At 46.0% G+C, this 25,975-nt stretch carries 22 protein-coding genes; 11 read left to right on the forward strand and 11 right to left on the reverse strand.

The genetic code is table 11. From position 1 onward, the window contains the following. Window positions 1–238: 238 nt before the first annotated feature. Window positions 239–2,029 carry a sigma-54-dependent Fis family transcriptional regulator gene (locus AACT19_RS01070; protein WP_076644839.1) on the reverse strand — a complete coding sequence of 597 codons (1,791 nt, stop codon included), beginning with the start codon at window positions 2,027–2,029 and terminating at the stop codon, window positions 239–241. Between the two features lie 327 nt (window positions 2,030–2,356). Between AACT19_RS01070 and exaC the strand changes: the two genes are divergently transcribed. Next, on the forward strand, window positions 2,357–3,877 hold the full coding sequence (gene exaC / locus AACT19_RS01075) for an acetaldehyde dehydrogenase ExaC (protein ID WP_004732897.1): 1,521 nt from the start codon (window positions 2,357–2,359) through the stop codon (window positions 3,875–3,877). 154 nt (window positions 3,878–4,031) lie between these two features. Here the strand turns inward: exaC and AACT19_RS01080 are convergent, their stop codons facing one another. The 5 genes from AACT19_RS01080 to AACT19_RS01100 all read right to left on the reverse strand — a co-directional run bounded on the left by AACT19_RS01080 (window position 4,032) and on the right by AACT19_RS01100 (window position 8,350). After that, window positions 4,032–4,769: an NUDIX domain-containing protein gene (locus AACT19_RS01080; protein WP_076644840.1), complete on the reverse strand. Its 738-nt coding sequence runs from the start codon at window positions 4,767–4,769 to the stop codon at window positions 4,032–4,034. 236 nt (window positions 4,770–5,005) lie between these two features. Continuing rightward, a complete protein-coding gene (locus AACT19_RS01085; protein WP_076644841.1) occupies window positions 5,006–5,407 on the reverse strand; it encodes a hypothetical protein in 402 nt (133 codons plus the stop codon). 145 nt (window positions 5,408–5,552) lie between these two features. Next, window positions 5,553–5,885, reverse strand: coding sequence for a DMT family transporter (locus AACT19_RS01090; protein ID WP_009846216.1), 333 nt, complete (start codon window positions 5,883–5,885; stop codon window positions 5,553–5,555). 160 nt (window positions 5,886–6,045) lie between these two features. Continuing rightward, window positions 6,046–6,885, reverse strand: coding sequence for an S-formylglutathione hydrolase (gene fghA / locus AACT19_RS01095; protein WP_076644842.1), 840 nt, complete (start codon window positions 6,883–6,885; stop codon window positions 6,046–6,048). 316 nt (window positions 6,886–7,201) lie between these two features. Continuing rightward, window positions 7,202–8,350, reverse strand: a complete 1,149-nt coding sequence (locus tag AACT19_RS01100) for an S-(hydroxymethyl)glutathione dehydrogenase/class III alcohol dehydrogenase (protein ID WP_012601124.1) — start codon at window positions 8,348–8,350, stop codon at window positions 7,202–7,204. A gap of 322 nt (window positions 8,351–8,672) precedes the next feature. Between AACT19_RS01100 and AACT19_RS01105 the strand changes: the two genes are divergently transcribed. Both AACT19_RS01105 and AACT19_RS01110 read left to right on the forward strand, forming a co-directional pair. Next, the gene (locus AACT19_RS01105; protein WP_076644894.1) at window positions 8,673–9,017 is read left to right on the forward strand and encodes a DMT family transporter; all 345 of its coding nucleotides are present in this window, start codon (window positions 8,673–8,675) and stop codon (window positions 9,015–9,017) included. 257 nt (window positions 9,018–9,274) lie between these two features. Further along, on the forward strand, window positions 9,275–9,934 hold the full coding sequence (locus tag AACT19_RS01110; RefSeq protein ID WP_076644895.1) for a hypothetical protein: 660 nt from the start codon (window positions 9,275–9,277) through the stop codon (window positions 9,932–9,934). A 78-nt stretch (window positions 9,935–10,012) separates the two neighbouring features. Here the strand turns inward: AACT19_RS01110 and mpaA are convergent, their stop codons facing one another. After that, complete coding sequence (mpaA, locus tag AACT19_RS01115; RefSeq protein ID WP_076644843.1) at window positions 10,013–10,723, reverse strand: murein tripeptide amidase MpaA; 711 nt, start codon at window positions 10,721–10,723, stop codon at window positions 10,013–10,015. 173 nt (window positions 10,724–10,896) lie between these two features. Between mpaA and AACT19_RS01120 the strand changes: the two genes are divergently transcribed. The 8 genes from AACT19_RS01120 (at window position 10,897) to AACT19_RS01155 (ending at window position 20,357) form a co-directional block, all read left to right on the forward strand. After that, entirely contained in the window at window positions 10,897–12,522 is a 1,626-nt protein-coding gene (locus AACT19_RS01120; protein ID WP_076644844.1) for an ABC transporter substrate-binding protein, read from the forward strand. Between the two features lie 172 nt (window positions 12,523–12,694). Continuing rightward, window positions 12,695–13,579 (forward strand): LysR substrate-binding domain-containing protein, encoded by an 885-nt coding sequence (locus tag AACT19_RS01125; RefSeq protein ID WP_076644845.1) that lies wholly within the window; start codon window positions 12,695–12,697, stop codon window positions 13,577–13,579. Window positions 13,580–13,681: 102 nt separating this feature from the next. After that, window positions 13,682–14,566, forward strand: a complete 885-nt coding sequence (locus tag AACT19_RS01130; protein WP_076644846.1) for a carbohydrate ABC transporter permease — start codon at window positions 13,682–13,684, stop codon at window positions 14,564–14,566. A 23-nt stretch (window positions 14,567–14,589) separates the two neighbouring features. Next, window positions 14,590–15,537 carry a carbohydrate ABC transporter permease gene (locus AACT19_RS01135; RefSeq protein WP_076644847.1) on the forward strand — a complete coding sequence of 316 codons (948 nt, stop codon included), beginning with the start codon at window positions 14,590–14,592 and terminating at the stop codon, window positions 15,535–15,537. Window positions 15,538–15,543: 6 nt separating this feature from the next. Further along, complete coding sequence (locus AACT19_RS01140; protein WP_076644848.1) at window positions 15,544–16,824, forward strand: extracellular solute-binding protein; 1,281 nt, start codon at window positions 15,544–15,546, stop codon at window positions 16,822–16,824. A gap of 103 nt (window positions 16,825–16,927) precedes the next feature. After that, window positions 16,928–18,439, forward strand: coding sequence for a CehA/McbA family metallohydrolase (locus tag AACT19_RS01145; protein ID WP_076644849.1), 1,512 nt, complete (start codon window positions 16,928–16,930; stop codon window positions 18,437–18,439). Next, complete coding sequence (locus AACT19_RS01150) at window positions 18,429–19,163, forward strand: HAD family hydrolase (RefSeq protein WP_076644850.1); 735 nt, start codon at window positions 18,429–18,431, stop codon at window positions 19,161–19,163. Before AACT19_RS01145 ends, AACT19_RS01150 begins: the two co-directional genes overlap by 11 nt. Before the next feature lie 57 nt (window positions 19,164–19,220). Further along, window positions 19,221–20,357 (forward strand): ABC transporter ATP-binding protein, encoded by a 1,137-nt coding sequence (locus AACT19_RS01155; RefSeq protein WP_076644851.1) that lies wholly within the window; start codon window positions 19,221–19,223, stop codon window positions 20,355–20,357. A 131-nt stretch (window positions 20,358–20,488) separates the two neighbouring features. Here the strand turns inward: AACT19_RS01155 and AACT19_RS01160 are convergent, their stop codons facing one another. The 4 genes from AACT19_RS01160 to AACT19_RS01175 form a co-directional block, all read right to left on the reverse strand. After that, window positions 20,489–21,916: a fructose-specific PTS transporter subunit EIIC gene (locus AACT19_RS01160; protein ID WP_076644852.1), complete on the reverse strand. Its 1,428-nt coding sequence runs from the start codon at window positions 21,914–21,916 to the stop codon at window positions 20,489–20,491. 13 nt (window positions 21,917–21,929) lie between these two features. Continuing rightward, window positions 21,930–22,370, reverse strand: a complete 441-nt coding sequence (locus AACT19_RS01165) for a PTS sugar transporter subunit IIA (RefSeq protein ID WP_017111489.1) — start codon at window positions 22,368–22,370, stop codon at window positions 21,930–21,932. Window positions 22,371–22,636: 266 nt separating this feature from the next. After that, window positions 22,637–23,854: a mannose-6-phosphate isomerase, class I gene (gene manA / locus AACT19_RS01170; RefSeq protein ID WP_076644853.1), complete on the reverse strand. Its 1,218-nt coding sequence runs from the start codon at window positions 23,852–23,854 to the stop codon at window positions 22,637–22,639. A 93-nt stretch (window positions 23,855–23,947) separates the two neighbouring features. Next, complete coding sequence (locus AACT19_RS01175; RefSeq protein WP_076644854.1) at window positions 23,948–25,852, reverse strand: PTS fructose transporter subunit IIABC; 1,905 nt, start codon at window positions 25,850–25,852, stop codon at window positions 23,948–23,950. Window positions 25,853–25,975: the final 123 nt, after the last annotated feature.

Here is a 25,975-nt window from a genome sequence, read left to right on the forward strand (position 1 = left end):
GCAAATGGCCGTAATTATTTCATTAGCTATTTGTATTCATTGATCTTTTAAATTTATTGATGATATTTATTTGTCGGTAAATCAAGAAGTTGTAGTTTGAGAGTGTCCTGAATATGGATTACTCATTACGTGACTTTGCTCACGCTTTAATTTAATCCGAAGCGCATTATATCCACTTGTAAAGTGCGTGTTTATGCGTTGCATGTTCAATCTGAGGAACCAAATCATTGTGCATGTTTTATTGAAGAATCCCCAAGCTCTTTAGCTTTCGATAAATGGTATTGCGGCTGATGCCGAGTATTCGCGAAGTCTTACTGATGTTGCCTTGGTTCGCTTGATACGTTTGCAACAAGGTTTCTTCAACGGTACTTCTTAAATCGTTACTCGCTGTACCTTTGATGGCATTAGGAGTCGTCAGTTGATGCTGATTATCGTGTGCTAATGACGTGAGATGTTGAGCAAGGTGGCTGGGCACATGCTCGAGTGTGAGTTGGGGTTCATCACTTGCTAATAGAGCAGCAACCTTAAGTAAGTTGTCTAATTCGCGGATATTACCCGGCCAAGAATAGGCGCACAGTAAGCTCATCAAGTGAGGGCAGATTGTTTGCTCATCTTCGGCGTATTTACTATGAATGTGCTCGATTAAGGCGTGCTTATCTTGTCGGTGTTGTAGGCTTGGCAAGGTGAAGGCTAAGCCATTTAGTCTGTAATACAGATCTTGTCTAAATTCCCCCGTAGCGACCAATTGTTCTAGGTTTTTATGCGTGGCAGCAATGATCTGACAATCGACTTGGTAGCTCTGATTTGAGCCTACAGGCACTACGGATTTGTCTTGCAGAACATGCAGCAATCGACATTGAGCCTCCAATGGCATGTCGGCGATCTCATCCAAAAATAGAATGCCCTTGTCTGCTTGACGGATCTTGCCTTGGAACCCTTTGTGGCTTGCGCCAGTAAATGCGCCCGGCGCGTAGCCAAACAGCTCAGATTCGATAAGATCTTTCGGCAGCGCCCCACAGTTTACCGCCACTAAAGGCGACGATTTACGCTGGCTTTGCTTGTGTAATGCTTTAACAAATTCGCCTTTTCCAACGCCCGTTTCTCCTAAGATTAACAGGCTAATCCCTCTGTCGATTACCTTGTTGGCTTGCTGCCAAGCGTGTTCTATCTGTTGTTCGCCATGGTGCAAATCGCACGATGCTGAAATGGAGCGCGTTCGTCTGGTGGTTGGTTGTTTGAGATGCTGTTTCTCAAATACAAAGGGCGTGTCTAATGAGGTTCGGTTGAAGAGGGTATCTATGCATTCGCCGACGATCGAGGTTTGATCCAACAATTGAGAGGCAACCTGATTGTGCGCCACTACTTCGCCAGCTTCATTGGCTATCACAATCCCTTGCCAACCACTGTGTAATAAAGATTTCTCACACGCGAGATCGATTCGAGTTGTGCCTTGTGGGATGTGACTCAGTAGCTGATTTTCAACAAGCTGAACCATATTTTGAACCAGCAATTGGACGGAACTGTCGTGCTGCTGTTGCTCACTGGTGATGTCCAATATGCCAACCATTTGCCCTTGATGATCAAACACCGGGCTTGCTGAACAGCTGATAAATCGATGCTGGTGGATGAAGTGTTGTTCGCCAATGATGGATACGGGTTTCGCTTCAATAATGGCGGTGCCAATCGCGTTGGTGCCTTTAAGTTGTTCCTGCCAACACGCTCCAGAGCTGAGTGCAATTGATGTCAGCTTCTCCTTAAACCGTTCCTGTCCCCAACTCGCTAGAATCACCCCTTCAGTGTCGGTCAGAATCAAACGACTGTCAGTGCGCGCAAACATCTGATTAAACAGAGGGAGAGCATTACGTTCGACGATATGAATCAAGTCAGACGATTGATGACGTCGCTGTTTAAGGATCGATTGTGGCAAGCGAATGTCTTCGGGTAGTCGTCTCTGTTTTAGCCCCGCTTCTGTGCTGCGGTGCCAAGAAGACGAAAGCCAATCTGAGGTGTTTGCTTGTTGAAGGTGCATGACTGTTCCATGTCGTAACAGTGAGGGTGTACCAATTTGGAACAGTTGAACACTGGTGTGGTTTCCAGACGTCCGTTCAATGCCTACTCACTTTGGGTTGTAAACGTTTGGTAATCATAGTTTTACAATTTATTAACAACAAGTTTTGAAGTTCTGGCGTGTGATTTGCGTTGTTACTGTTGTGAAGAAAACACGAAGTATCAGTGTTTTAAACAGAAAGCATAAACATGGGCGTCTTGTCATGAGTTCTTTTCTCAAGGGGAGCCGCCTAAAAAATAAGACAGCTCTAGCTCAATAACGAATAACAAATCAAAGAAGGATCTAACTATGATTTACGCACAGCCGGGTAGTGATAACGCAGTGGTGAACTTTAAAGCACAATACGATAACTTTATCGGTGGCGAGTGGGTGAAGCCTGTCAGCGGCGAGTATTTTGATAACACTTCCCCAGTGAATGGTCAGGTGTATTGCCAAGTGGCACGCTCAACCGAGGCGGATATCAGCTTGGCACTCGATGCCGCGCATGCAGCTCGTGCAAGTTGGGCTGCGACCAGTGTGACCGAACGTTCGAACATCCTGCTTAAAATTGCCGACCGCATTGAAGCGAACCTTGAAGAAATCGCGGTCGCTGAAACATGGGAAAACGGCAAGCCTGTGCGAGAAACCTTAGCGGCAGATATTCCTTTGGTTGTCGATCACTTCCGTTATTTCGCGGGTTGTATTCGAGCGCAAGAAGGCAGCGCAGCTGAACTCGATTCAAACACCGCAAGCTACCACTTCCCAGAACCAATTGGTGTAGTAGGGCAGATCATTCCTTGGAACTTTCCGATTTTAATGGCGGCTTGGAAACTGGCTCCAGCACTTGCTGCGGGCTGTTGTGTGGTGATGAAACCCGCCGAGCAAACACCAACATCGATTTTGGTGATGATGGAGAAGATCGCTGATCTTCTACCTGCTGGCGTGGTCAACATCGTCAATGGTTTTGGTAGCGAAGCGGGTCAAGCGTTAGCAACCAGCGATCGTTTGGCGAAATTGGCCTTTACTGGTTCAACAGAAGTCGGTCACCACATCTTGAAATGTGCGGCTGAAAGCTTGATTCCATCAACGGTTGAGCTTGGCGGTAAGTCTCCAAATATCTACTTCCCAGATATCTTTAATCATGAAGATGAATACCTAGATAAGTGTGTCGAAGGCATGTTGCTCGCGTTCTTTAATCAGGGGGAAGTGTGTACGTGTCCGTCACGTGTGCTGATCCATGAATCGGTGTACGACAAGTTCATCGCCAAGGTGGTCGAGCGTGCTCAAACTATTAAACAAGGTAACCCGTTAGATACCGATACTCAGGTGGGTGCACAAGCTTCTAAAGAGCAGTTTGATAAGATCTTGAGCTACCTAGAAATCGGTCGTCAAGAAGGTGCGAAAGTGCTAACAGGTGGTGAAATTGCGCAGCAACCAGATGATCTCGGTAATGGTTACTACATTCAGCCAACCATGCTGGAAGGGCACAACAAGATGCGTGTATTCCAAGAAGAGATCTTTGGTCCTGTTATCGCGGTAACGACGTTTAAAGATGAAGCAGAAGCGCTAGAGATTGCCAATGACACCGAATATGGCTTGGGTGCAGGCGTATGGACGCGTGATGCAAACCTAGCGTATCGCATGGGACGTAACATCGAAGCAGGTCGTATTTGGGTGAACTGTTATCACGCTTACCCAGCTCATGCCGCGTTTGGTGGTTACAAAAAATCGGGTATTGGCCGTGAGACACATAAAATGATGCTCGACCACTACCAAAACACTAAGAACCTATTGATCAGCTACGATACTAATCCGTTAGGTTTCTTCTAATACAGGTTCGTTCTAAGACGGATTAGCTTTAAGTGTTAGATAGTTGAGGGAGTGAAGAATAACTAACAACGCAGTCGGCTTAATCAAGAAAAATAAAAAGTGAAAGCAAAACGCCCAATTCATTTGAGTTGGGCGTTTTTATGTTTGAATTGGTCTAGCTTTTCGAAAAGAAGATCTCGGGCTTGTGGACAGGGCCATAGTTGCCTTCTAGCTGAGTGAGCTCCAAACCTTGCTTTCCGATCAGAGTACCGACTAACTGGCGGTTAAATGGGTAGCTGTCAGGGTTGTTAATATACTCTTCAACATCAATCCATTTAGCTTCTGCAATTTCATCAGTGTCTTGAATTGAGATCTCTTGGGTTTGAGCTATCAGGTGGCAAATAAAGTAGAGGTTTGATTTGCCGAATTGATACGGGTGTCTTGTCGCCATGCCAACCACCGAAACGAATGTGGCTTCGATACCTGTCTCTTCCAAGGTTTCTCGAACAACCGATTCCTCAATACCTTCACCCAACTCAATATGGCCGCCAGGTAACTTGTAGCCTGTCATACCATGCTCTTTGATCATCAGCACTTGGTTGTGTTCGTTGGTGATCAATGCGCCAGCACCTAAGGTGTGGGTAGGGATGAAAGGCACAAATTCGACAATCTCGGATTTGTGGATCAGCGTAATCTCGTCTTCTAGACAGTTGTGAAACACAAAGCCAAGCTCAATCGCCACCGGAATAAGGTGCGAAAGTGAAATAGGCAAACTAATCCAAATAATGCCTTTGTTGTTCTGCTTTGAAAATTCGGTGATCTCGCTGAGTTCGGCATTGAATGAATCCGCATCGTGAGGGGCTGTTGCTGGGTCGATGATAATGCCGTTAAATTTGTCGAGCGTAAATTCCACAAGTGATCCTTTATTATTTTTGATTTATTGGGAGTCGAGCATAGGTGGAGCTTATCTTATCTCAAGAGCTTATAAAACCTGCTCTGCTTGTAGTATTTTTAAGAGCACGGCAGTGGTGGGTAAAAAGTGAGGGAGAGTATAAAGCGGGCGTCTTGAAACAAAAATTGCGCTAGAAACAAAAACTGCGCTTGGAAGCCAAAGCGCAGTTTTAAAATAGGGTTTATTTGGATTCGACTCTAACGAATATAGTTTGCATCAACACTTACGTACCAGTGCTGAAGCTTGCCGTCAGATTTTTTGATCCACAAATCGTTGGTGTAGCTCTCAATCTTACCGTTAACCGTTAAATTGAACGTGTTCTCGTCGAATTCACCAAGCTTCACGAACTGGTCTGTGGTAACTAGGAACGGATCCATGTCGTCTATGCCAACCACATCTGAAATCACATAGTAGTGGTAAGTCAGCGGCTTGCTCGCATCATTCGGGTTGCTGCGGTACGCCACAAGCTTGAACGGTTCCGTTAATGGAACGTCGAGCGTTTGCTTGTCCATGGTCGCTGGAATCGGGATAAACAGCCAAGCGGTAAATAGACCGCTCAATAAAACCATCAGGAAGAAAAGAGTCTTAATTGCTTTCATAGCAACCTTCAAAATAGGTGATGTTGAAGGCGCTATGGTAACAGGTTTGATTTGCTGATTGTAAGAGTATGAATAAGTGAAGGTGACACCTGTCTGTTAGGAAATTTGAACGAATTGACACACTGTTCATAAGTCATTATCTACACTAGTGCGAGTGACCTTGCGACAGGTTTATCATCACAACACCAGCCGCAACGAATAACATGCCGATCCACACCATGGTATCGAGGTGCTGGCGGTAAACGAACGTAGAAATCAGACTCACTGTCACGATAGCTAAACCTGCCCACAAAGAGTGAACCACACCAACTGGCATCCCTTTCATAGCTTGGCTCAAAAATAGAAATGCCGCCAAGTGTCCTGAAATCACCAATAAAGCAGGGATAGGTTTAGACAAGCTGAAACCGTCGGTTGCTTTAAGTGCTACGTGAGAAAGTGCTTCCGCCATCACGCCCATCATTAAGAAAAACCAGCTCATAGTCGTACCTTTTAGTTGTATTGTTTTTGTTGGTATAGCGGGGTGCTTGAAAGTGTGAATCGTTGTTGCTGCTATTAAGTAACAGCGGGCTTGCCCAAACAGCAGGCACAAAAAAGCCCACACCTCACGCTTTTGCAAGGTGTGGGCTAAATCGGTGTGACTACTTGTTTAGGTAAGCAGCGTGGAACTCAATATGCTCATCAATAAAGCTAGAGATGAAGAAGTAGCTATGGTCGTAACCTGGCTGCATACGTAGCTCTAAATCGGCATTGGTTACCTTAGCCGCTTCGACTAATTGCTCAGGTTTAAGCTGCTCAATTAGGAAGTTGTCCGCTTCGCCTTGGTCAACCAACATTGGTAGCTTAGTGCCTTTGGTTTTTAGAAGCTCAGAGGCATCGTAGTGTTTCCACTCTTCAATATCTAAGCCTAGATATTGGTTGAATGCTTTTTGTCCCCAAGGGCATTGCATTGGGTTGGTGATTGGGCTGAATGCCGAGATAGAACGGTAGCTATTTTCGTTTTTAATACCAATCGTTAGGGCACCGTGTCCGCCCATGCTGTGACCTGAAATGGATTTCACAGACGTTACTGGGAAGAACGATTCAATCAAAGCTGGAAGCTCTGTTACCACGTAATCGTACATGTGGTAATGGCTGTCCCATGGTGCTTGAGTGGCATTCACATAGAAGCCTGCACCTTGGCCGAGATCGTAGCTTTCATTGTCGGCAACACCTTCGCCACGTGGGCTAGTATCGGGTGCAACAATCGCAATGCCTTGCTCAGCCGCGGCTTTGAAAGCGCTGGCTTTTTGCATGAAGTTTTCATCGGTACAGGTTAAGCCTGATAACCAATACAAAACAGGAACTGGGTTTTCTTTGCTTGCGTTAGGTGGCAAGAAAATCGCAAAACGCATGTTGCAGTCAAGCGTTGCAGAAAAGTGGGTGTATTGTTTGTGCCAACCACCAGCAACCTTTGCTTGGCTAATGTTTTCGATTGTCATCTATTGTGCTCCGTTAGGTTGATGGTTTTGGGGAATAACTTGTCTATGTCATTTAAAGTTTCACCACCCACCGGGCAGGAGGTGGTGAAGACAGTTTGTTGCTTTTCATTTATAGCTTTGGCCTCGACACCTAAGTATCGAGACCAAGAGGTGTTATACCAATCACAGTAAGTAGATGGTCATAAATAGCGCAGGAAAAAGGCTTGAGAACAAGGCAGAAATTTTCGATAAGTAGTTATTCTACAATCAAAATTTCTAACGCCATTATCGAGTGTTTTAACAAGCTAGAATGACCAGTTATTTACTACGATTGGTATTATTTATCCATGTGTAGAACAGTACGGATAGATTCACCTTTGTGCATTAGGTCGAATGCTTCGTTTACGTCTTGCAGACCCATTGTGTGAGTGATGAACTCTTGCAGACCAAACTCACCTGCCATGTAACGGTTAACGATTTCTGGAAGCTCAGAGCGGCCTTTAACACCACCGAAAGCAGAACCACGCCATACACGACCAGTCACTAGTTGGAATGGACGAGTTGAGATCTCTTGACCTGCACCCGCAACACCAATGATGACTGATTCGCCCCAACCTTTGTGACAGCACTCAAGTGCTTGACGCATCACGTTTACGTTACCAATACACTCGAAAGAGTACTCAACACCGCCGTCTGTCATCTCAACGATAACGTCTTGGATTGGTTTGTCGAATTTAGTTGGGTTGATGCAATCAGTCGCGCCAAGCTGTTTTGCTAGCTCGAATTTGCTCTCGTTGATATCAACGCCGATGATGCGGTCAGCACCAGCCATGCGAGCACCAATGATTGCAGAAAGACCGATACCGCCTAGGCCGAATACAGCAACGTTGTCACCTTTTTCAACTTTAGCTGTGTTCAGTACCGCGCCCATACCCGTTGTTACACCACAACCTAGAAGACAAACTTCTTCAAGTGGTGCTTCTTTGCTTACTTTCGCTAGAGAGATTTCTGGAAGTACTGTGTACTCAGAGAAAGTAGAGCAACCCATGTAATGGAAAATTGTTTCGCCATTGATAGAGAAGCGGCTTGTACCGTCTGGCATTAGGCCTTTACCTTGCGTTTCACGAACCGCTTGGCATAGGTTAGTTTTACCAGATTTACAGAACTTACATTCGCCACATTCAGCTGTGTAAAGTGGGATAACGTGGTCGCCAATCTCAACACTTGTAACGCCTTCGCCGATCATCTCAACGATGCCGCCACCTTCGTGACCAAGAATTGAAGGGAAGATACCTTCTGGATCGTCACCTGATAATGTGAATGCGTCAGTGTGACAAACACCAGTAGCAACGATGCGAACTAGAACCTCACCAGCTTTAGGAAGTTGTACATCAACTTCTTCCATTTTTAGTGGCTCGCCAGCTGCCCATGCAACCATTGCTTTTGATTTGATATGCGTTTGACCAGGTTTAATTTCGATTGTCATTGGATGTTTCCTATATATGTCAGTACAGCGGATAACCGTGCAATTAAATTCAACCCGTTAAGAGTAGTTGAGCTTAATTGTTTCCGCTCTCTCGTTTTGTTGGAGCTAGTATAGGTGTGAGTGCATGTTTTGATAATCCCTTTAAATAGAAAATAATTATTACGTATTTGTAATAATGAGTGTATTAAGAAGAGTTCTGAAAGGAGGGTTAGTTACTCAGAAAATCTAAGGACACTGTAAACAGGAACTATGTAGGTAAGACATTTATTAGAAACAAATGGGACGTAAGCTTTCCGCCTATTTTCTCGTTGTAGACTTAAACATGCTTTTATCTCTCCCACCTCCAGTGATGCTTTCACTCGCCATCGTGCTTGAAGTTGTCGCAACTTCTCTATTACCTAAAACGCAGCAATTTACTTCTTTACCGGCCACTGCCGCGGTATTGGCGAGCTACGGCTGTGCTTTTTATCTGTTGTCTCTCACGGTGCAAACCATGTCTTTGGGTGTGGCATATACGATTTGGTGTGGGGCAGGGATAGTGCTAGTCGCAGCTCTGTCTTGGCTGGTCTACGGGCAAAAACTCGATATCTTCGCGATCATCGGGATCGCTTTGATTTTGGTGGGTGTTGTGATTATTAACTTGTTTTCGACGTCGGTGAGTCATTAGGATCTCTAACTCGTTTTTGCTCCAAAATCAGTCAGAGTAAATACTCATTCACATTTTATTGGCGTGCGTTTGCTCTACTAAAAGTTATCCTAATTCAATACATTTAGATATCATACTTTACTGAGCAGTATAATCTCTCAATGTGGTAACTAACTTATTGATTACAAATTGAAGTGATATGTGAAAGGCTGCACTATATAGACGCAAAATACGGCGAGGTGCCGTATAGCAAGGTTATATTTCTATGGGGCAAATTAGTGATTCTCGAAGACGATTTTTTTGAAAAGTCAGCTAGAAAACGTGCTGAAACCTCTATTGAGTTGGCTAAATGGGGTTGGTATCCAACTCCTTATGCCAAGGTTGGTGGCAACTTACGTAAATTGCAGCAACAAAATGATATTAATACGTTCTTTATGAAGAGAAACCGCGAATGTCTGGATGAAAATAAGCAGTATTGCTTACAACATGCAAAAGAACGTACGGGTGTATTAGAAGCTGCTTTTAGGCTTCATCATGCAGGAGAGTATTATGGGGCAATTCCTATTTTTTTAGCTCAAGCTGAGGGTGTGTTTAATGAAGAATTTAAGAGAAGTATCTTCAATAATAAGTCTCGCTCGTATGAAAAAATAAATGAAATTAGAAAATTTGATGAAGGAGTCTTCTTTGATGCCTTTCTATCAAGTACATTTGTTAAAAACCAGATTGGCGCTGATAAATCTATATGCTCAGATGCACAAAAGCAGCGAGGGCCGAACAGAAATGGGATTATGCATGGTGATGTTCGTCATGTTGATTATGGTAGTGAAATTAATAGTTTAAAGTCTATTAGTTTACTTGGTTGTGCTATCTGGTTGTCTACATTGAACTCCGAAACACAACTGATCTGCACCATCAATAATGGAGATCAAGTTAAGTGACTTTCGTTAATTGTAGTTAGTCATGAAATACTAATTTAGCAAAGCCACTTACTCATTCCTCTCTAAAAACGTGTTTGTCTAAACAGCTCCCTCACACCCCAACACTGCCACAAATGCATCCAAATACTGTTCGATAGTCAAATCCGCTGAAACGGGCGGCAGTTCTACGGTAATGCACGGTAGGCTTCTTTTTTGGCACCAAGTGCCGAATGAGCCTGGGGTTTCGTAATCCACGTCTTCGACGAGCGGTAGGTTGAATTGCTTGCTCAGCCAAGTGGCAAGTTCCGATTGATCGGGGTCATCGACTATGGCGAGTGGTTCGTGGAAAGAGATGACGAATTTAGGTTTGCGCTGTTCAATCAGGTTGATGAGCGATTGCACTTCAGGTTCGAGTTGTTCGGCTTGCCCGGTTCTCACTTTTACATCTCTGACTGGTGTGTGAGAGCTCCAGCGATAAACGGTGCCATTTGCTGTCCAATTTTGAGTTGGGAAGGCGCGGTTCAGATCGACTTGGTTTGCGTTGGCGCGAGTGCCGAGTTGATTGCCGTCTGGGTTCATCGACAGAATCACATCGTGTCGTAAATTGGCGGCTGACAAGCTTCTCAGGGCGCAAGACAAACCTGCGATAGAAGCGGTTTCATCACCGTGTGTGCCTGCTAAAATCAGCCCGCGAGATTCGCTTTCTATTTGCGCGGGGAAATAGAGCAAAGGCGCACCCAACACCGATTTTCCATATGACAGCGGCTTTATTGAAAACGCAGCTCTTTCCGTTCTTGGAATTAAACTCACCTTAATCTCCTGATTGATCAAGTACTATCAAGTATTCACTATTGGCTATATTAATCATTAACTAAGTCCATTAGATGAACCCCTTTAAATAAACCATAGCGTCAAAACTCGTCAACCGTCGCATTGTTAATTTTATTACTTGCTTCAAAGATAGGCTAGGAGAGCAAACAAACATGGATTTTAAAAAACATTCAACGGCTTTACTCATTTCATCTTTATTGACCCCTTTTATATCAGTGACTGCCGTTGCTGAAACCTTACCTGCCGGTGTTTCACTGGCAAAAGACCAGCATTTAGTTCGTGCTAACGATGCAGAAGCCGCGACGCTTGACCCTGCGAAAGCAGAAGGCCTACCGGAAATGCACATTCTACGTGACCTATTTGAAGGTTTAGTGATTCAAGATCGCGATGGCAATATCACCCCAGGTGTCGCGGAGTCTTGGGAAACCGAAGACAACCAGACGTTTGTATTCCATCTGCGTAAAGACGCAAAATGGTCGAATGGCGATCCGGTGACGGCCGATGATTTCGTGTACGCGATAAGACGCGCGGTCGACCCGAAACTGGCTTCGCCAAACGTGTGGTATCTAAAGCTCACCAGAATCAACAACATTGCTGACGTGGCAGAAGGTAAGAAGCCCGTTGAAGATCTAGGTGTCTCAGCCGTTGATAAACACACGGTGAAGTTCGAGCTCGATAGCAAGGTGCCTTACTTTGTGGCGATGACAGGCCATACATCGATGATGCCCGTTCATAAGGCAACGCTAGAAAACAGCGATAAGCCGTGGAGTGACCCTAAGCATTTTGTGGGTAATGGTGCGTTTGTATTGGACGAGTGGGTGATTAACGAACGCATCGAACTGAAGAAGAATCCTAACTATTGGGACAGTTCAGATACCAATCTAACCCAAGTGACTTACATTCCGTTCGAAAACCAAAACGCTTCGATTAACCGTTATGCGGTGGGCGAGGTGGATATCACTTCTGACGTACCAACACATATGGCGCAACAGCTTAAGACTAAATACCAAGATGCGTTTACCGCGGTGCCTTTGTTGTGTACTTACTACTATGCTTTCAATACCACGCGACCTCCGTTTGATGACGCGAGAGTGCGTAAAGCGGTGTCTTACTCAATGATGCGTGATGTGATTACCAATGGCGTCACTCAGGTGGGTAACTTGCCGGCTTATACCTTTGCTCATGAATATACAGCAGGCTTTGATGCGACTCAGCCTGAATACAGCAAATGGACTCAAAAGGAACGTGACCAAAAAGCAAAAGAGCTGCTGAAAGATGCGGGCTACGATGCTTCTAACTCATTGGACTTCAAATTGCTCTACAACACCAGTGAGTCGAACAAGTCGATTGCAGTGGCCATCGCTTCAATGCTCAAAGGCAACCTAGGCGCGCAAGTTGAACTTGAAAACCAAGAGTGGAAGTCTTACCTAGTATCACGTCGCCAAGGTGACTTCGATGTGATGCGTGCTTCTTGGTGCGGCGATTACAATGAAGCGTCGACCTTCTTGAGCTTATTGCGCTCTGAGTCTTCGGGTAACTTTGCGCGTTACAACAACGACAAGTACGACGCTGCAATGGACAGCGCACTGTCAGCAACTAATGAGCAAGATCGCCAAGGATTCTATGATCAAGCGGAGCAGTTACTGGCTGAAGATATGCCTATCGCGCCAATCTACTACTACATGCAGGCTCGCCTAGTGCGACCAAGTGTTGGTGGCTTTGCGAAGAACAACGTGGAAGGGCGTATCTATTCTAAGGACCTCTACATCAAAGAATAGATAGGCCAAATGCGAGTTCAGGCCTAACGCATAGATATAAGAGATAGAAGAAAAGGGACGGTGATCATAAATATCTGATCAACGTCCCTTCGTCATTAATCTGTAACGGTAACCGCAAAAAACTGAAACCTGATTGAAGTATTTTTCACTTTTATTTCAATCAGGTGAAGCCATGTTACCCCCTCTACGTGCTCTTGTTGCGTTCGAAGCTGTTGCTCGTCTTGGTTCCATTGGCGCGGCTGCCCGAGAGCTTTGTGTCACGCAAGCGGCGGTTAGCCAACAGCTCAAAAGTTTAGAAACCTTCCTCGATACCACCTTGTTTGAACGCAGCTCTAAAGGCGCAAAGCTGACGTCAGCTGCTCAGCATTATCAACCGATTGTGGCAGGTTCACTTGCTCACCTTAAATTGCAGACTCAGATCTTGTTCGGTGAAAAAGAAACCGACGTGTTGAGCCTGCGCGTAAACCATACCTTTTGTCATAACTGGCTGTTACCTCGCCTGCCATCCTTTTATCAAAAATACCCTTTTATCAGGCTCGATATTCAGCTGGTGGACTGGCCATCAACCAACCCTTGCCAGAATGTCGATATCGAACTGACTAACGGCAAGGTCGAAAGCGAAGACACCCATTGTGAGCGACTGTTTCAAGAACACTGGCAGTTGGTGTGCAGCCCTCAATTCAAATCTGAGCATCAAGAAATACTCAGTAAGCATGACTTTGCTGCTCTGCCGACGGTTCAGGTGAAAGGCTACCGAGAGAACTGGCTGCAATGGCTTGGCCACAACCAATTCGAGATGACATTACCTAAGGTTCTGCTCGAAGTGAGTAACTCTTTACATGCCTTAGAAGCGGTTAAGCACGGTATTGGAATGTTGCTGGTGCGTTCGCTCGCGGTGTCTGAATTGCTCAAGAAAGAAGACCTTGTGTTGGCAAACGAATCCTCGATGCCTGCAGAATCTGCCCACTATCTGATTACCAAACACAGTCGCAGCGCCAAGGTGAATTTCTTCTGCGATTGGCTCTATCACCAAATGGAAGACGGTGAACTGGAGTAAAGATTTTCTTATGGATAGCCATAAAAAAAATGAAGGGTGCTCTTACTAACCTGTCATAAAAAACACTTAGTTTAACCGCATACAAATAAGGATGAGGTCACCATGAGTGCTTTCTCACAACCAATGAAAAACCGCTTAAAGGTACTGTTATTTACCGCACCGTTGTTGGTGCCATTGTTTACTTTTTGGCTCGTACCATTTGGTTATTCGATTTATATCAGCTTCACCGATTGGGATTACATCTCGCCAGATTATTCGTTCATCGGTTTAGAAAATTACGAGTACATGGTTGAGGACTACGAGTTTATTCAAGCAGTGCTCAACACGTTTTGGTTCTCAGTCGGTGTGGTGATTCCTACCATCATTCTTGGTCTCGTGTTTGCCATGCTGCTGCACAAAAACTTCAAGGGCAGCCAATTTTATCGTGCGGTGATCTTCTCGCCTTGGATTACACCCACAGTCGCTGTGTCGATTGTGTGGTCTTGGGTATTTGAGACCAAATCGGGCTTGGCAAACCACTTATTAGAGTCGGCAGGGTTTAGCGCGATTCCATGGTTAGAGAACGGTAACACAGCCTTGATTGCGGTGATTATCGTGACGGTTTGGCAGGCGATTGGTTGGACGATGCTGTTTTACATCAGTGCGCTTAATAAGATTCCAGAGTCTCTGTACGAAGCCTCTTTGATTGATGGTTGCAGCAGCTTAACGCGCATTTTGAAGATAACGCTGCCGCTGATTTCACCAACTACGTTCTTCTTGGTGGAGGTCAACATTATCACGGCAATGCAGGCGTTCGATCAGTTCCAGATCCTAACGCAAGGTGGCCCAGGCGGAGAGACACGTACCTTGTTGTACTTGTTCTACCAACAAGCGTTTGAGCGTTACGAAATGGGACCTGCGGCCGCGACATCGTTAGTGATATTCCTGATTACTGGATTGTTGGCACTTATTAATACCTACATCGGCAAGCGCTGGGTGTACTACTAGTCGATTTTTGAAAGGACAGAATTATGACCACGCAAGTATTGGATGCCAATCAAGTCTTAACTCAAAGAGCGGCTGAACCTAAAGTCACAGCTCAAACGAAAGCGACCAAATCAGAGGTTGGGTCAAAGAAAAGCTCAGTGGATCGCCGTTCGTTTATCGCACTGGCTAAGCACCTTTTCTTAGCGACCTGCGGAACCATTATGGTGTTCCCGTTCTTATGGATGCTGTCTGGTTCACTGAAAAGCAACGATGAGATCTTTGCTAACCCGCTGGACTTGATTCCAGAGCAGTTTCGTTGGGAAACGTTTGTGGAAACCTTTCACAGCGCACCGTTTGGCTTGTACATCTTCAACAGTTTTAGCGTGGCTTTGTTCACTACGCTGTTGGTGATTGTGAATTCAGCGATGTTTGCATATGCGTTGACTCAGCTGAAGTTTCGCTCGAAGACGGTGCTCTATTTTATCGTGATGGGCTGTTACATGTTGCCGGGCGCAGTGACGTACATTCCGTCTTATATCACCTTGGCAAAACTGGGTTTGTTGGATTCACACATGGGCTTAGTGGCGTCGAACGCGGCGTCGGTTTTCGGTGTGTTTTATCTACGCCAAGTGTTTATTAAGGTGCATCCGTCGCTGATTGAAGCGGCACGAATTGATGGTGCAGGTGAGCTCAAGATCTTATGGGCAATCATCTTACCGCAATGCCGAGCAGCAGTCGCAACACTGTTCCTCATCACTTTTATTACCAATTACAACAGCTACATGTGGCCTAGCTTGGTTATCACCACTCAGGATCTTAACCTGATTGCGACCGGGATTCGTCACTACTTTATTGCCGAAGGTAACTATGGATTGAACTGGTCGCAAATCATGGCGGCGAGCACCATTGCAGTATTGCCTTTGTTAATTCTATTCGTCATTTGTCAAAAGACGATTCTTTCAGGTATCGCCGATAACGGCGTAAAAGAGTAAACGGAAATGAAACTAAAAACTCTAGCACTAGTGTGTGCTGGCGCTGCAAGCGCGTCTATGTTCTCTAGCAGTGTTCTTGCCGCAACCGAAGTTAACTTTTGGTATTCCGGTGGTACTAAGCCACAGCAAATGATGACTAAACTCATCGAAGAGTTCAACGCGAGCCAAGATGAGTATGTGGTGAAGCCAGCTTTGCAAGGTAACTACACGGAAACCTACCAGAAGCTGCAAGCAGGTCTTGCGTCTAGAACTGCACCGGAACTTGTGCTGCTAGATTCAGGTCGTGCGGAAGCGATGCACGGACGTGGTTTGAGCCGCGACCTAACGACTTTCATGGATGAAGAGTTTAACTTCTCTGATTTCATTGGCGCGTTTAAAGACCAAGTGACCGCAGACGACGGGACCATCATCGGCTTGCCTGCTTACGGTACAACTCAAGTGTTCTACTACAACAAGCAGGTATTGGCAGACAACGGTTTTACCGAGCAAGACCTAAACACATGGCAAGGCGTGGCTAAGGTCGCTGAAAAAGTCACACAGCGTGATGAGAAAGGCAACGTGACGTTTTATGGCTGGGAGCCAATGTGGGGTCAAGACAACATGATTGACGCGGCTTTCTCTAACGGTGCGAAGATCATCAGTGATGACGGCAAAACCGTGTTAATCGACTCGGCTGAATGGGTTGAGGTTTGGGACAGTTTCCGTAAGTGGATCCACGATGATCAAATCATGCGTATTCACTACGGCGGTCAAGGTTGGGAATACTGGTACAAAACCATCGATGACGTCATGAAAGACAACGCGTTGGGTTACACAGGTTCATCGGGTGACCAAGGTGATTTGGATTTCACTAAGCTTTCAGCAACCACACAGCCAGGTTGGGGATCAAACCCTTCTGCGCCACAAGCGGGTGCGCTGGTTTACGTGATGCCAAAAGGCACAGACGAAGCAGCAGCAAAAGGTGCGTTCGAATTCGTTGAGTTCTACACCAATGCGAAGAACACGGCGGCATGGTCAATGTTCACGGGTTACATCCCAGTGCGTAACAGCGTTTCTGAAGTACCAGAATACCAAGCGTTCACTAAAGATAACCCGCAAGCTCTGATTCCTTTGAAGCAAGCGAACACGGCGACCAAAGACTTCCTAGACCCTACCAACGGTAAGATCATGGACGCTCTGAAAGTGGCAGCGGATCAGATTCAAATCCAAAACGTGCCAGCTGACCAAGCGCTAAAACAAGCAGCTAAGAAAGCACAACGCGCACTAGACCGAGCGAATCGTTCTTAATCTGTAAAGTGGTTAAAACTATCTTTGCATGCATAAATGCCCATCTATTCGGGTGGGCCTCTTTTGACCCAGTCCTTCAATTAGGACGAATTTGGTGAAGACAATGACCCAATTTCAAGGTGAGCTGTCGTTTGGCAGAGTACGTATCCCCTTTGATGTGCCAGCAGGTTCTCACTGCGTAACCATTACTGGTACGACGGTGAAAAAAGGATTCTTATACGCAGCGGCCTACGATGCCAACCAAGCATTTCGTGGCAAGGTGTTGTTTGAAAAGGCGCACAAGTCACTCACAATTCAACCGAAAAACTCAGGGCTAGGCGCAATTGATGGTGCGATTCCATCGGGCGAATGGTTCTTAGAACTTTACAATCTCGAAGGTGAGTTTCGCACCGAACGTGCGATGCAGTATCAAGTCGATGTGCTTTGCACTGATGAGTTAGTTAATCATTTTAATGAGCTAGGTACTGACGGAATTGAGAGTGAGCTAGAACTGAACCCAACAGTCACAATGGATCACGATATCGAGTTTGATTACAGCCACATGCTGAGCTCTGATTCTCGCTGGTATCGTGGTGATTTACACGCTCACACTCAGCTTTCTGATGGTCACAATACCTTAGCTGCGGCTAAAGATATTGTGGAATCACAAGGGCTCGATTTCTTCTTTTTCACTGAGCACAACATTTGTCAGCCTAAGTTGCCTGTATCAAACCAATGTTTGTTCTTACCTGCGTTAGAAGTGACGACCGATCTCGGGCACTTCAATGTGCATGGCCCGGTTAAGTCTTTGGATCTCAGAAACGTTGAACACAGCAGTCAAGCAACCATGGAAGCCGGATTGTGCTTAGCTAGAAGTGGACACAATGGCGGACACAGTTCCCTTGGCATTAATCACCCGATGATGAAGCCGTGGCATTGGCATTACGATCAAGTGGATCTCAGCCAAGTTTCGACGTTTGAAGTGTGTTGTGACCCAACTTGGTCGACCTCACCGAAAGCGACCGAAGAGGCGTTATTGGTTCTCAATGAAATGTGGAATTGTGGCCAGCGCATTACGGCGATTGGCGGCAGCGATTCACACCTTGAGCCCCATGAACGTAATCCTAAATCGGATGAGCCTTCTATTTACGGTGACCCATCAACCTTCGTTTACAGCCATGGCTTAAGTGGTGAAGGAATTTTGTCGGGTCTGCGCAATGGACAAGTGTATTTAGAGCGCCGTTGCGGCTTGAAGTTTGATATCAACTTAGGTGATTTGCTGCCGGGTAACGACTCTCAAGGGCAGGCGCTTAGTTATCGTATCGCAGTAACTGATTCAGAAAACCCTTACTACGCGGAGTGCGTGGTGGATGGCGAAATTGTTGATCGAATGGCGTTGAGTGATGAGCTGCAAAGTATCCATATTGATGAGGGCTACTGTTGGTGCCGTGTCGATATTCGTCGTGGAGATCTTCCATTCTCAACAGGATCGAACAGCACTCAATCTTCATCTACTAATAATGAATTTGAAGGCTGCATCAATGCCGTATTCGACGGCAAACAACCAGAATTTAACCAACCCTTAGTGCGTACTTGGGGAGAACTAATGGAGCGAATGAGTCGTGATGAAATTTAAGGCGATGTTATTTGATAAAGACGGCACATTGTTAGAGTTCCACAAGATGTGGCTTAACGTTTCTCGTGGTGCTTGTGAGCGTGTGAAATCTTACAGTGACCAACACCAAGGTAATCAAACTGTCACACCTGCTGAGTTACTCTTGGCCATCGGCGTGGAAGGTAATGTGGTTGATAATTATGGGCTATTAGCCTCAAACCCAGTGGAAGATACCGCGACAGCGTGGTTCAACATGCTGCAACCCAGTGTCTCGCTCGCTGACTTTACCAAGGTGACCAAAGCGGCTTTCAATGATGAAGTCGAAGAGAACCCTAGCTGGATTGAAGCCCTACCGGGTGTGACCGAAAAGCTCGGTCTGTTCAAGCAGCAAGGCATGATTTTAGGCATCGCGACTGCGGATACCAAAGACTCAACCATCTACACGTTAGAGCAATCAGGTTTGAGCGAGATGTTCGATTATGTTGGTTACTCCGATGGTGATATCGAACCTAAGCCAGCGCCCGCACTACTCAACGCATTCTGTGAAAAATGCGGCATTGAGCCACACGAAGTGATCATGTTTGGTGACACGGTTTCGGATATGGAATTTGGCCGCAATGCAGGCGCAAGCAATGTTGGTGTGCTGACGGGTACGGCTCAACACAGCGAATTAGAACCAGTAGCGGATCTGGTTATCGCATCGGTTGCCCATTTTGAGCTCAATCAACTGCAAGAGCGTGGCTAAAACGTTTAACGACAGATTCCAAAGATAGTATTTAACGAATTGATTTAAGGACAGGTTATGGCTGAAGTCACACTGAGAGGGGTAGAGAAAACCTACCCAAATGGTTTTAAGGCCGTGCATGGTGTCGATCTTAATATTCGCGAAGGCGAGTTTATGGTGTTTGTTGGGCCGTCTGGCTGCGCAAAATCCACGACACTTCGTATGATTGCGGGTCTTGAAGATATCTCAGAAGGCGATGTCTACATTGGCGATAAGCGTGTGAATGAGCTGCCACCCAAAGATCGTGGTATCTCGATGGTGTTTCAGAACTACGCGCTTTATCCGCACATGTCGGTGTACGAAAACATGGCTTTTGGTCTGAAGCAACAGAAGCTGCCAAAGCACGAAATCAATGAACGTATTGAAGATGCAGCCAAAACTCTCGATATCGAACACCTGCTGAATAATAAGCCGGGTGAAATGTCGGGCGGTCAAAGGCAGCGTGTGGCTCTAGGTTGTGCCATGGTACGTAAGCCGGATGTATTTCTGTTTGATGAGCCGTTGTCTAACTTAGACGCAAAGCTACGTGTGTCGACTCGTGTCAGCATTGCGCAGCTGCACAACAACCTGAAGCAAGAAGGGCAAAACGCCACCATGATCTACGTGACACACGATCAGGTGGAAGCCATGACCCTTGGCGATCGCATTTGTGTATTGAATCAAGGCGAGATCATGCAAGTCGATACGCCGATGAATCTTTATCAGTACCCAGCCAATAAGTTTGTCGCAGGCTTTATTGGTTCGCCAGCCATGAACCTTATCAAGGTGAGAGTAGATGAGATTGACGGTGTAATGAATGTAGTATCAGAAAGTGGAGCACGCTGGACGCTGCCACAAGACAAGCAAGCTATCGCTCGTGAAAAAGTAGGAGAGTGGTTGTGGTTTGGCGTTCGCCCTGAGCACATTCAACTGGCCAATCACGATGCGCCGTTGTCTGAGGTAAATACTCAAGTACATAGACTTGATGTGGTCGAGTCGATGGGTAATGAGTTGTATCTCTATTTCAAACTCGGTGCAGACAAGCTGGTCGCTCGTATCCCTTTCGATGCAGACCGAATTGCAAACAGCGGCGAAGAGACAGTACTTCATTTTAATACGCTACAGTGTCACTTGTTTGATTTGGAAACCGAAGAGACCCTTGTTCCTCACGGCTGATCAAACTGACGTTACAGAGCTAAAGTTTGTGACAATTCGTCTAGATAAACAAATCCCCATTCGCTGACAAAACGAATGGGGATTTTAGTTACTAGGGGGTAGTAATTTTATCTTCTAACTTGTTTCAGGTTTTAGATAGCCACCATAGTCGCAGCTTTCTTCATTGCTTCCTTCGTTGAACACTCAATCACGTTCGCATTAGCAAAGCGGTGAGCGTCTTTCACTTGAATATCGTGAGCTAAGATAACCAGTCTTGCGTTCGCCACATCTGGGTCGGTGATGCGGTTCTGAATACCGTTTTGACCTTGAGTTTCTACCTTAATTTTAAGGCCTGCTGCTAAGCCTGCTTTCTCTAGTGCTTTTGCCGCCATGAAGGTGTGTGCAACACCAGAAGGGCAACATGTTACTGCTACGATGTCGTACTCGCCTTCACCTGCTTCAGGAGCCGCTTGAGCTTGTACTGGCGTTGCTTCAAGCATGTCTTCTTCTGTTTCAATCGCGACTGGCTTCCAGAAGCCAACGATAACGGCTGTGGTTAGCGAGCCAAGCGCAATACCGACGACGTACATTGGAATGTTGCTTGATACAGGTGCAGTGATTAGGCCGCCCCACGGTGCGTGCAGTAGAACGTCTGTCATAAAGCCGAATACACAGCCCACGATACCACCGGCAACGATTGAAGGAAGCACGCGCATTGGGTCGTTCGCTGCGAATGGGATAGCACCTTCAGAGATACCGATAGAACCCATGATTGCTGCTGCTTTACCTGCTTCTTGCTCTTGTTTAGAGAACTTGTTTTTGAATAGGAAAGTTGCCAGTGCCATGCCTAGAGGAGGTGTACAAATCGCGATGCCTACGCCGCCCATTAACCAAGGTTGTGTGTCTACTTGAGTTTGAGCAAATAGGGTCGCTACTTTGTTGATAGGGCCGCCCATATCAAACGCCGTCATACCGCCAAGGATTGTGCCCAGAACCATCTTAGATGCGCCAGCCATTGAAGCTAGGAACTCGTTCATTGAAGACATGAACAGTTTGATTGGCTCACCGATACCCCACAGTACGATACCTGCAGAGATTAACGTGCCTAGAAGCGGGTAGATGAAGTACGCACCTAGCGCCGTCATGTTCGCAGAAAGTGGGATCTTCTTAAGTTGGAACACCACGCCACCGGCGATAAAGCCTGCCACGATACAGCCAAGGAAGCCGCCGCCCATGTCTGCCATGATGCCAGAAGAGATCATCGCAGGTGCAAGTGCTGGTTTGTCTGCAATGGAGTAACCAATAAAGCCGCCAAGAATGATTGGGAAAAGAACAAGGCCCTTGATACCGATATTAGAGATGTCTGCCAGCAAGCCGTCTGCTGGTACAGCACCTTTGCCTGATGCCATTACCGCTAAAGCCAGCAGAACACCACCGGCTACGATGAAAGGTAGCATGTGTGATGTACCGAAAAGCAGATGGCCTTTCATGGTACTAAGGATTTTTTTATAGTCGCTACTACTATTTTTATTATTAGAGTTACTACTGGTATTCGTAGCTTGAGTTGTTAGGGTGCTCATAATTTTCTACGCCTTATGAATTAATTAAAATATTAAGAATTTGTTGTTCGTCTTTTGCGTTATGGATATCTTGAATAAATTCATCGCTGAATTTTCCAAATAGTTCTTGTAGTACATAAATATGATGGTCAGCACCGTTATCTGGTGAGGCAATCATAAAAAACACGGTTGGGTTAATGCCGTCTTCATCGCCATACTCAATGCCTTCACGCTTAACACCGACTGCAATCGCTGGCTCAGTTACAGCCTTGCTTTTTGAGTGTGGGTAAGCGATGCCGTCCATTGAAGTGATGCTTTGAGATTCACGAATTTCGATGTCTGCCAAGAAGGCTTCTTTATTACTGATTCGGTTGTTCTCAAATAACATGCTTGCCAATTCTTCAAACAGTTCTTTTTTATTATTCGCTTGAAGGTTGTTATTAATTAAGTTGACGTTAGTTAGCTGTGTGATCATTTATTAACTCATTCACTATTGAAGTTCTTGAATTAAAATTAATGGATTAACCCGATTCGCGAAATAGCAAATAAAAGCCCTTCACTGTACATTTGTACCAAGCAAAATTAAGTGTGATTTGCATCATTCATCCAGTGTGAGATGAGTCATATTTGATGGTGTACTTCGGGGTTGAAATAACTTTCTGTAGGAACAAAAATGCCCCGCAAAGCAGGGCATGATCAGTGTTTGTATTTACTCGGGAGAGCTAGATTTACTTTGTAGAGCTAGCTGTAAGCACGCGCCACGCGTCCAACGCAATCCAGCTTGTAACTCTCAGCGTAAGCGGGAATGAAAACCGATTGGCCTTTCTCAATTATGCAGGTTTCACCACATTGATGGGTTAGCACCATGGACTGATCGAGTGGTAGCAGGATCTCGGCACCTTCGGTAGTGATCTTTCGCTGATGTGAGTTTTGCACGATAGAGAACTTAAAATCCTCGACTGGAATTTGGTATTCCATCACATCACCTTGCTCAATCGGGCTGAGCAGTAACCTATCCGCAGGCTTTTCATTAAATCGAGTACAAGAAACTAGCTCATTCACGTCCATGTACTTAGGCGTTAGCCCTGCGCGGAGTACATTGTCTGAGTTCGCCATGATCTCTAAGCCTGTCCCTTTGATGTAAGCATGGGGTGTTTCTGCATCTAGATACATCGCTTGCCCCGGCTTTAGGGTGATCACGTTCAATAGCAGTGGTGCGAATAGGCCGACATCACCTGGGTATTGATCTTCCAGTTCTGAAATCAACTGAAACACAGGTGTATCTGAAAGCTTCGCCTTCACCAGCAACATGGTCAGCGCCATGCCTTTTTGTTCACCTTCTAAAGACAACAGGCTCGCAAAAAAGCAGGCTAAGCCATTAGGAGTTTGATCGCCTTGTAGGTCGTTGACCATCGAATGCAGTTCTGGAATATCAAGGTAATGGAAGTGCTCAAGGATCTCGCTGATTGATCTAAAACCATTCATTGCGGTGTAGTCGGTTAGGGCATACACCAGTTCGGGCTTGTGGTTGGCATCCTTGTAGTTACGGTTGCCGGCTGTCATCGGAATGCCTTGCTGCTCTTCAAGAGCATATCCAGATTCGGCTTGCTGCTTGTTCGGGTGTACTTGAACCGACAGCGCTTTCTCCGCCGCTAACACCTTAAACAGATACGGAAGTTCACCAAAACGGCTCGCGACTTTCTCGCTTAGAAACAGGTTTAGGTTCTTGGAAATAAGGTTCGACAATGTTGTCTGCTGCCCGTTGTCGTTCACCATTGAGCAGCCATTCGGGTGAGCGCCCATCCAGATCTCCGCTTGCGGCTCACCTGATTGGTTATCAATACCAAACAGTTGGCTAAACGAAGAAGGGCTACCCCATGCGTAGTTCTGAATCACATTAGTCATTGGGTAGAAAAAACGTTGTACGAACGAATCGTTCGCTAAAGAAAAATCAGACATCGAAATCACCATGTAGGGAAACATGGCTTGAGCTCTACTCGATTTATTGAAATACGAGCTTAGAAGGGCTCAAGCCATTGGAGTTGAAATGGCTTAAGCCGCTGCTGTCGTTAGCTTGGCTTTGCGTAGATTTTTAAGCGCGATACAAGTCACCGCAGTTACGCCCGCACCTGATGCCATGCACAGCAGTGCCAACATTGGGTAGTTCATTGCACCTAACAGAGCAACTACTGGACCACCGTGAGCCACGCTGTTGGTAATACCAAACGAGAACGCCATAACCGCTGCCGTCATTGAACCAAGTACGTTGGCAGGGATTACCGACATAGGATCTTGAGCTGCGAAAGGAATCGCACCTTCAGAGATACCCACTAAGCCCATCGCGCCTGCAGCTTTACCTGCTTCAATTTCAGAAGATTCGAACAGGTCGAACTTGCGGCCAAGTCTGGTTGCGATAGCCATACCCAGTGGAGCCACAGGGATTGCACACGCCATAGCACCCATGAATTGAGTTTGACCGCTGGCAATCATGCCGACCGAGAATAGGAATGCCACCTTATTGAATGGGCCGCCCATATCAAAACCAGCCATACCACCCAGTACGATGCCTAGTAGAACCACGTTGCCTGTGCTCATGCTCGTTAGTAGTGCAGTAAGCGCATCCATCAGCCCTGCTATAGGTGCACCGATAACAAAGATGAACAGACCCGCGATGAATAGAGAACCAGTGATCGGAGCGATCATGATAGGCACAAGCGGTTGAACGAATTTGTGGTAGTTAAACGAGGTAATCCATTTAACGAAGTAACCCACCAATAGACCTGCGATGATTGCACCAATGAAGCCAGTGCCTGCGTCAGCGCCATAGAAAGAACCGTTGTTAGCAATCCAACCACCGATAAGGCCAGGGGTTAGGGCAGGGCGGTCAGCAATCGCGTAAGCAATGTAGCCAGCCAAGATTGGAATCATCAGGGTGAACGCAACCACACCCACTTCTAGAATTTGGTTCCACATGCTGCCAGCAGGAATTGCCATGCCAGATTCACTTGGTTCGCCGCCAATCGCCAGTGCAAGGGCAATCAATAGGCCGCCAGTCACCACGAATGGAATCATGTGTGATACGCCATTCATCAAGTAACGATAAAGGTCAGAACGCGCTTGTGATGCTTTCTCTACAACAGATTGGTTGGTTGGCGTTTGTTCAGCTTGGTAGCTAGGTGCATTGAGCGCTTGCTGAATCAAGCCTTGCGCGTCTTTGATTGGCGCTTTTACGTTGGTGCTGATGACGCGTTTTCCGGCAAAGCGAGCCATGTCGACCTGTTTATCACAAGCCACGACAATCGCGTCTGCACGTTCGATCTCTTCTTGAGTCGGGCTGTTTTTAACGCCAATAGAACCGTTGGTTTCGACCTTGATGCCGTAGCCAAGAGCCGCTGCCCCTTTCTCTAGTGCTTCGGCTGCTAAATACGTGTGTGCAACGCCAGCAGGACAGCCAGTCACGCCAATGATGAAACCTTGCTTCTCAATGTTGGTTTCGGTTGCTGAAGGTTCAGGTTTGGTAAGCAGTAGTTCCAATGCTTCTTGTTCAGATTGAGCATTCATGAAGCTTTCGATAAAGCCTTCTTCAATCAGTTTTGAAGAAAGCTCTGCCAGTACTTCGATGTGGTGATTATCACCGCCATCAGGAGAGGCAATCATGAAAAATAGTTTTGATGGCTGGCCGTCATCTGCGCCGTACTCGATACCCTGTTGATGGACACCGATAACAACCGCGGGTTTGATGACCGCAGCGCTTTTCGCGTGTGGCAAAGCAATACCTTCTTCAAATCCGGTATTACCTTGTTCTTCACGAGCCTTAATGTCGGCAAGAAACTGTGCTTTGTCTGAGATTCTGCCTTGTGCGTAAAGCACGTCTATCAGCTCTTTAAATACGTCTTCTTTTGAATTAGCGCTAAGCGAAAGCTTAATCAAATCTTGATTGATCAATGTCGTGATCATAATGAACCCCTACTCTGTTTTTATTTTGTTAGGGGTATTCTGGAATCTACGGCTTACCTTCTGTAGTGAAGAAAAAATGCATTTACTGGATGATTGTTGCGTTATAAATGGAGTGTGATTTTG

This window comes from Vibrio sp. 10N.222.47.A9 (genome assembly GCF_963872585.1).
In the GTDB taxonomy this organism is placed as follows: Bacteria; Pseudomonadota; Gammaproteobacteria; order Enterobacterales; family Vibrionaceae; genus Vibrio; species Vibrio splendidus.

Bases quoted from the DNA above. Each gene is read 5' to 3' on its own strand.
- AACT19_RS01150 (WP_076644850.1), top strand. From the start codon at position 18,429: ATGAAATTTAAGGCGATGTTATTTGATAAAGACGGCACATTGTTAGAG.
- AACT19_RS01120 (WP_076644844.1), top strand. From the start codon at position 10,897: ATGGATTTTAAAAAACATTCAACGGCTTTACTCATTTCATCTTTATTG.
- fghA (WP_076644842.1), bottom strand. From the start codon at position 6,885: ATGACAATCGAAAACATTAGCCAAGCAAAGGTTGCTGGTGGTTGGCAC.
- AACT19_RS01125 (WP_076644845.1), top strand. From the start codon at position 12,695: ATGTTACCCCCTCTACGTGCTCTTGTTGCGTTCGAAGCTGTTGCTCGT.
- AACT19_RS01105 (WP_076644894.1), top strand. From the start codon at position 8,673: ATGCTTTTATCTCTCCCACCTCCAGTGATGCTTTCACTCGCCATCGTG.
- AACT19_RS01175 (WP_076644854.1), bottom strand. From the start codon at position 25,852: ATGATCACGACATTGATCAATCAAGATTTGATTAAGCTTTCGCTTAGC.
- AACT19_RS01100 (WP_012601124.1), bottom strand. From the start codon at position 8,350: ATGACAATCGAAATTAAACCTGGTCAAACGCATATCAAATCAAAAGCA.
- AACT19_RS01160 (WP_076644852.1), bottom strand. From the start codon at position 21,916: ATGAGCACCCTAACAACTCAAGCTACGAATACCAGTAGTAACTCTAAT.
- AACT19_RS01165 (WP_017111489.1), bottom strand. From the start codon at position 22,370: ATGATCACACAGCTAACTAACGTCAACTTAATTAATAACAACCTTCAA.
- AACT19_RS01140 (WP_076644848.1), top strand. From the start codon at position 15,544: ATGAAACTAAAAACTCTAGCACTAGTGTGTGCTGGCGCTGCAAGCGCG.
- AACT19_RS01155 (WP_076644851.1), top strand. From the start codon at position 19,221: ATGGCTGAAGTCACACTGAGAGGGGTAGAGAAAACCTACCCAAATGGT.
- exaC (WP_004732897.1), top strand. From the start codon at position 2,357: ATGATTTACGCACAGCCGGGTAGTGATAACGCAGTGGTGAACTTTAAA.
- AACT19_RS01085 (WP_076644841.1), bottom strand. From the start codon at position 5,407: ATGAAAGCAATTAAGACTCTTTTCTTCCTGATGGTTTTATTGAGCGGT.
- AACT19_RS01135 (WP_076644847.1), top strand. From the start codon at position 14,590: ATGACCACGCAAGTATTGGATGCCAATCAAGTCTTAACTCAAAGAGCG.
- AACT19_RS01070 (WP_076644839.1), bottom strand. From the start codon at position 2,029: ATGCACCTTCAACAAGCAAACACCTCAGATTGGCTTTCGTCTTCTTGG.
- AACT19_RS01090 (WP_009846216.1), bottom strand. From the start codon at position 5,885: ATGAGCTGGTTTTTCTTAATGATGGGCGTGATGGCGGAAGCACTTTCT.
- manA (WP_076644853.1), bottom strand. From the start codon at position 23,854: ATGTCTGATTTTTCTTTAGCGAACGATTCGTTCGTACAACGTTTTTTC.
- AACT19_RS01130 (WP_076644846.1), top strand. From the start codon at position 13,682: ATGAGTGCTTTCTCACAACCAATGAAAAACCGCTTAAAGGTACTGTTA.
- AACT19_RS01145 (WP_076644849.1), top strand. From the start codon at position 16,928: ATGACCCAATTTCAAGGTGAGCTGTCGTTTGGCAGAGTACGTATCCCC.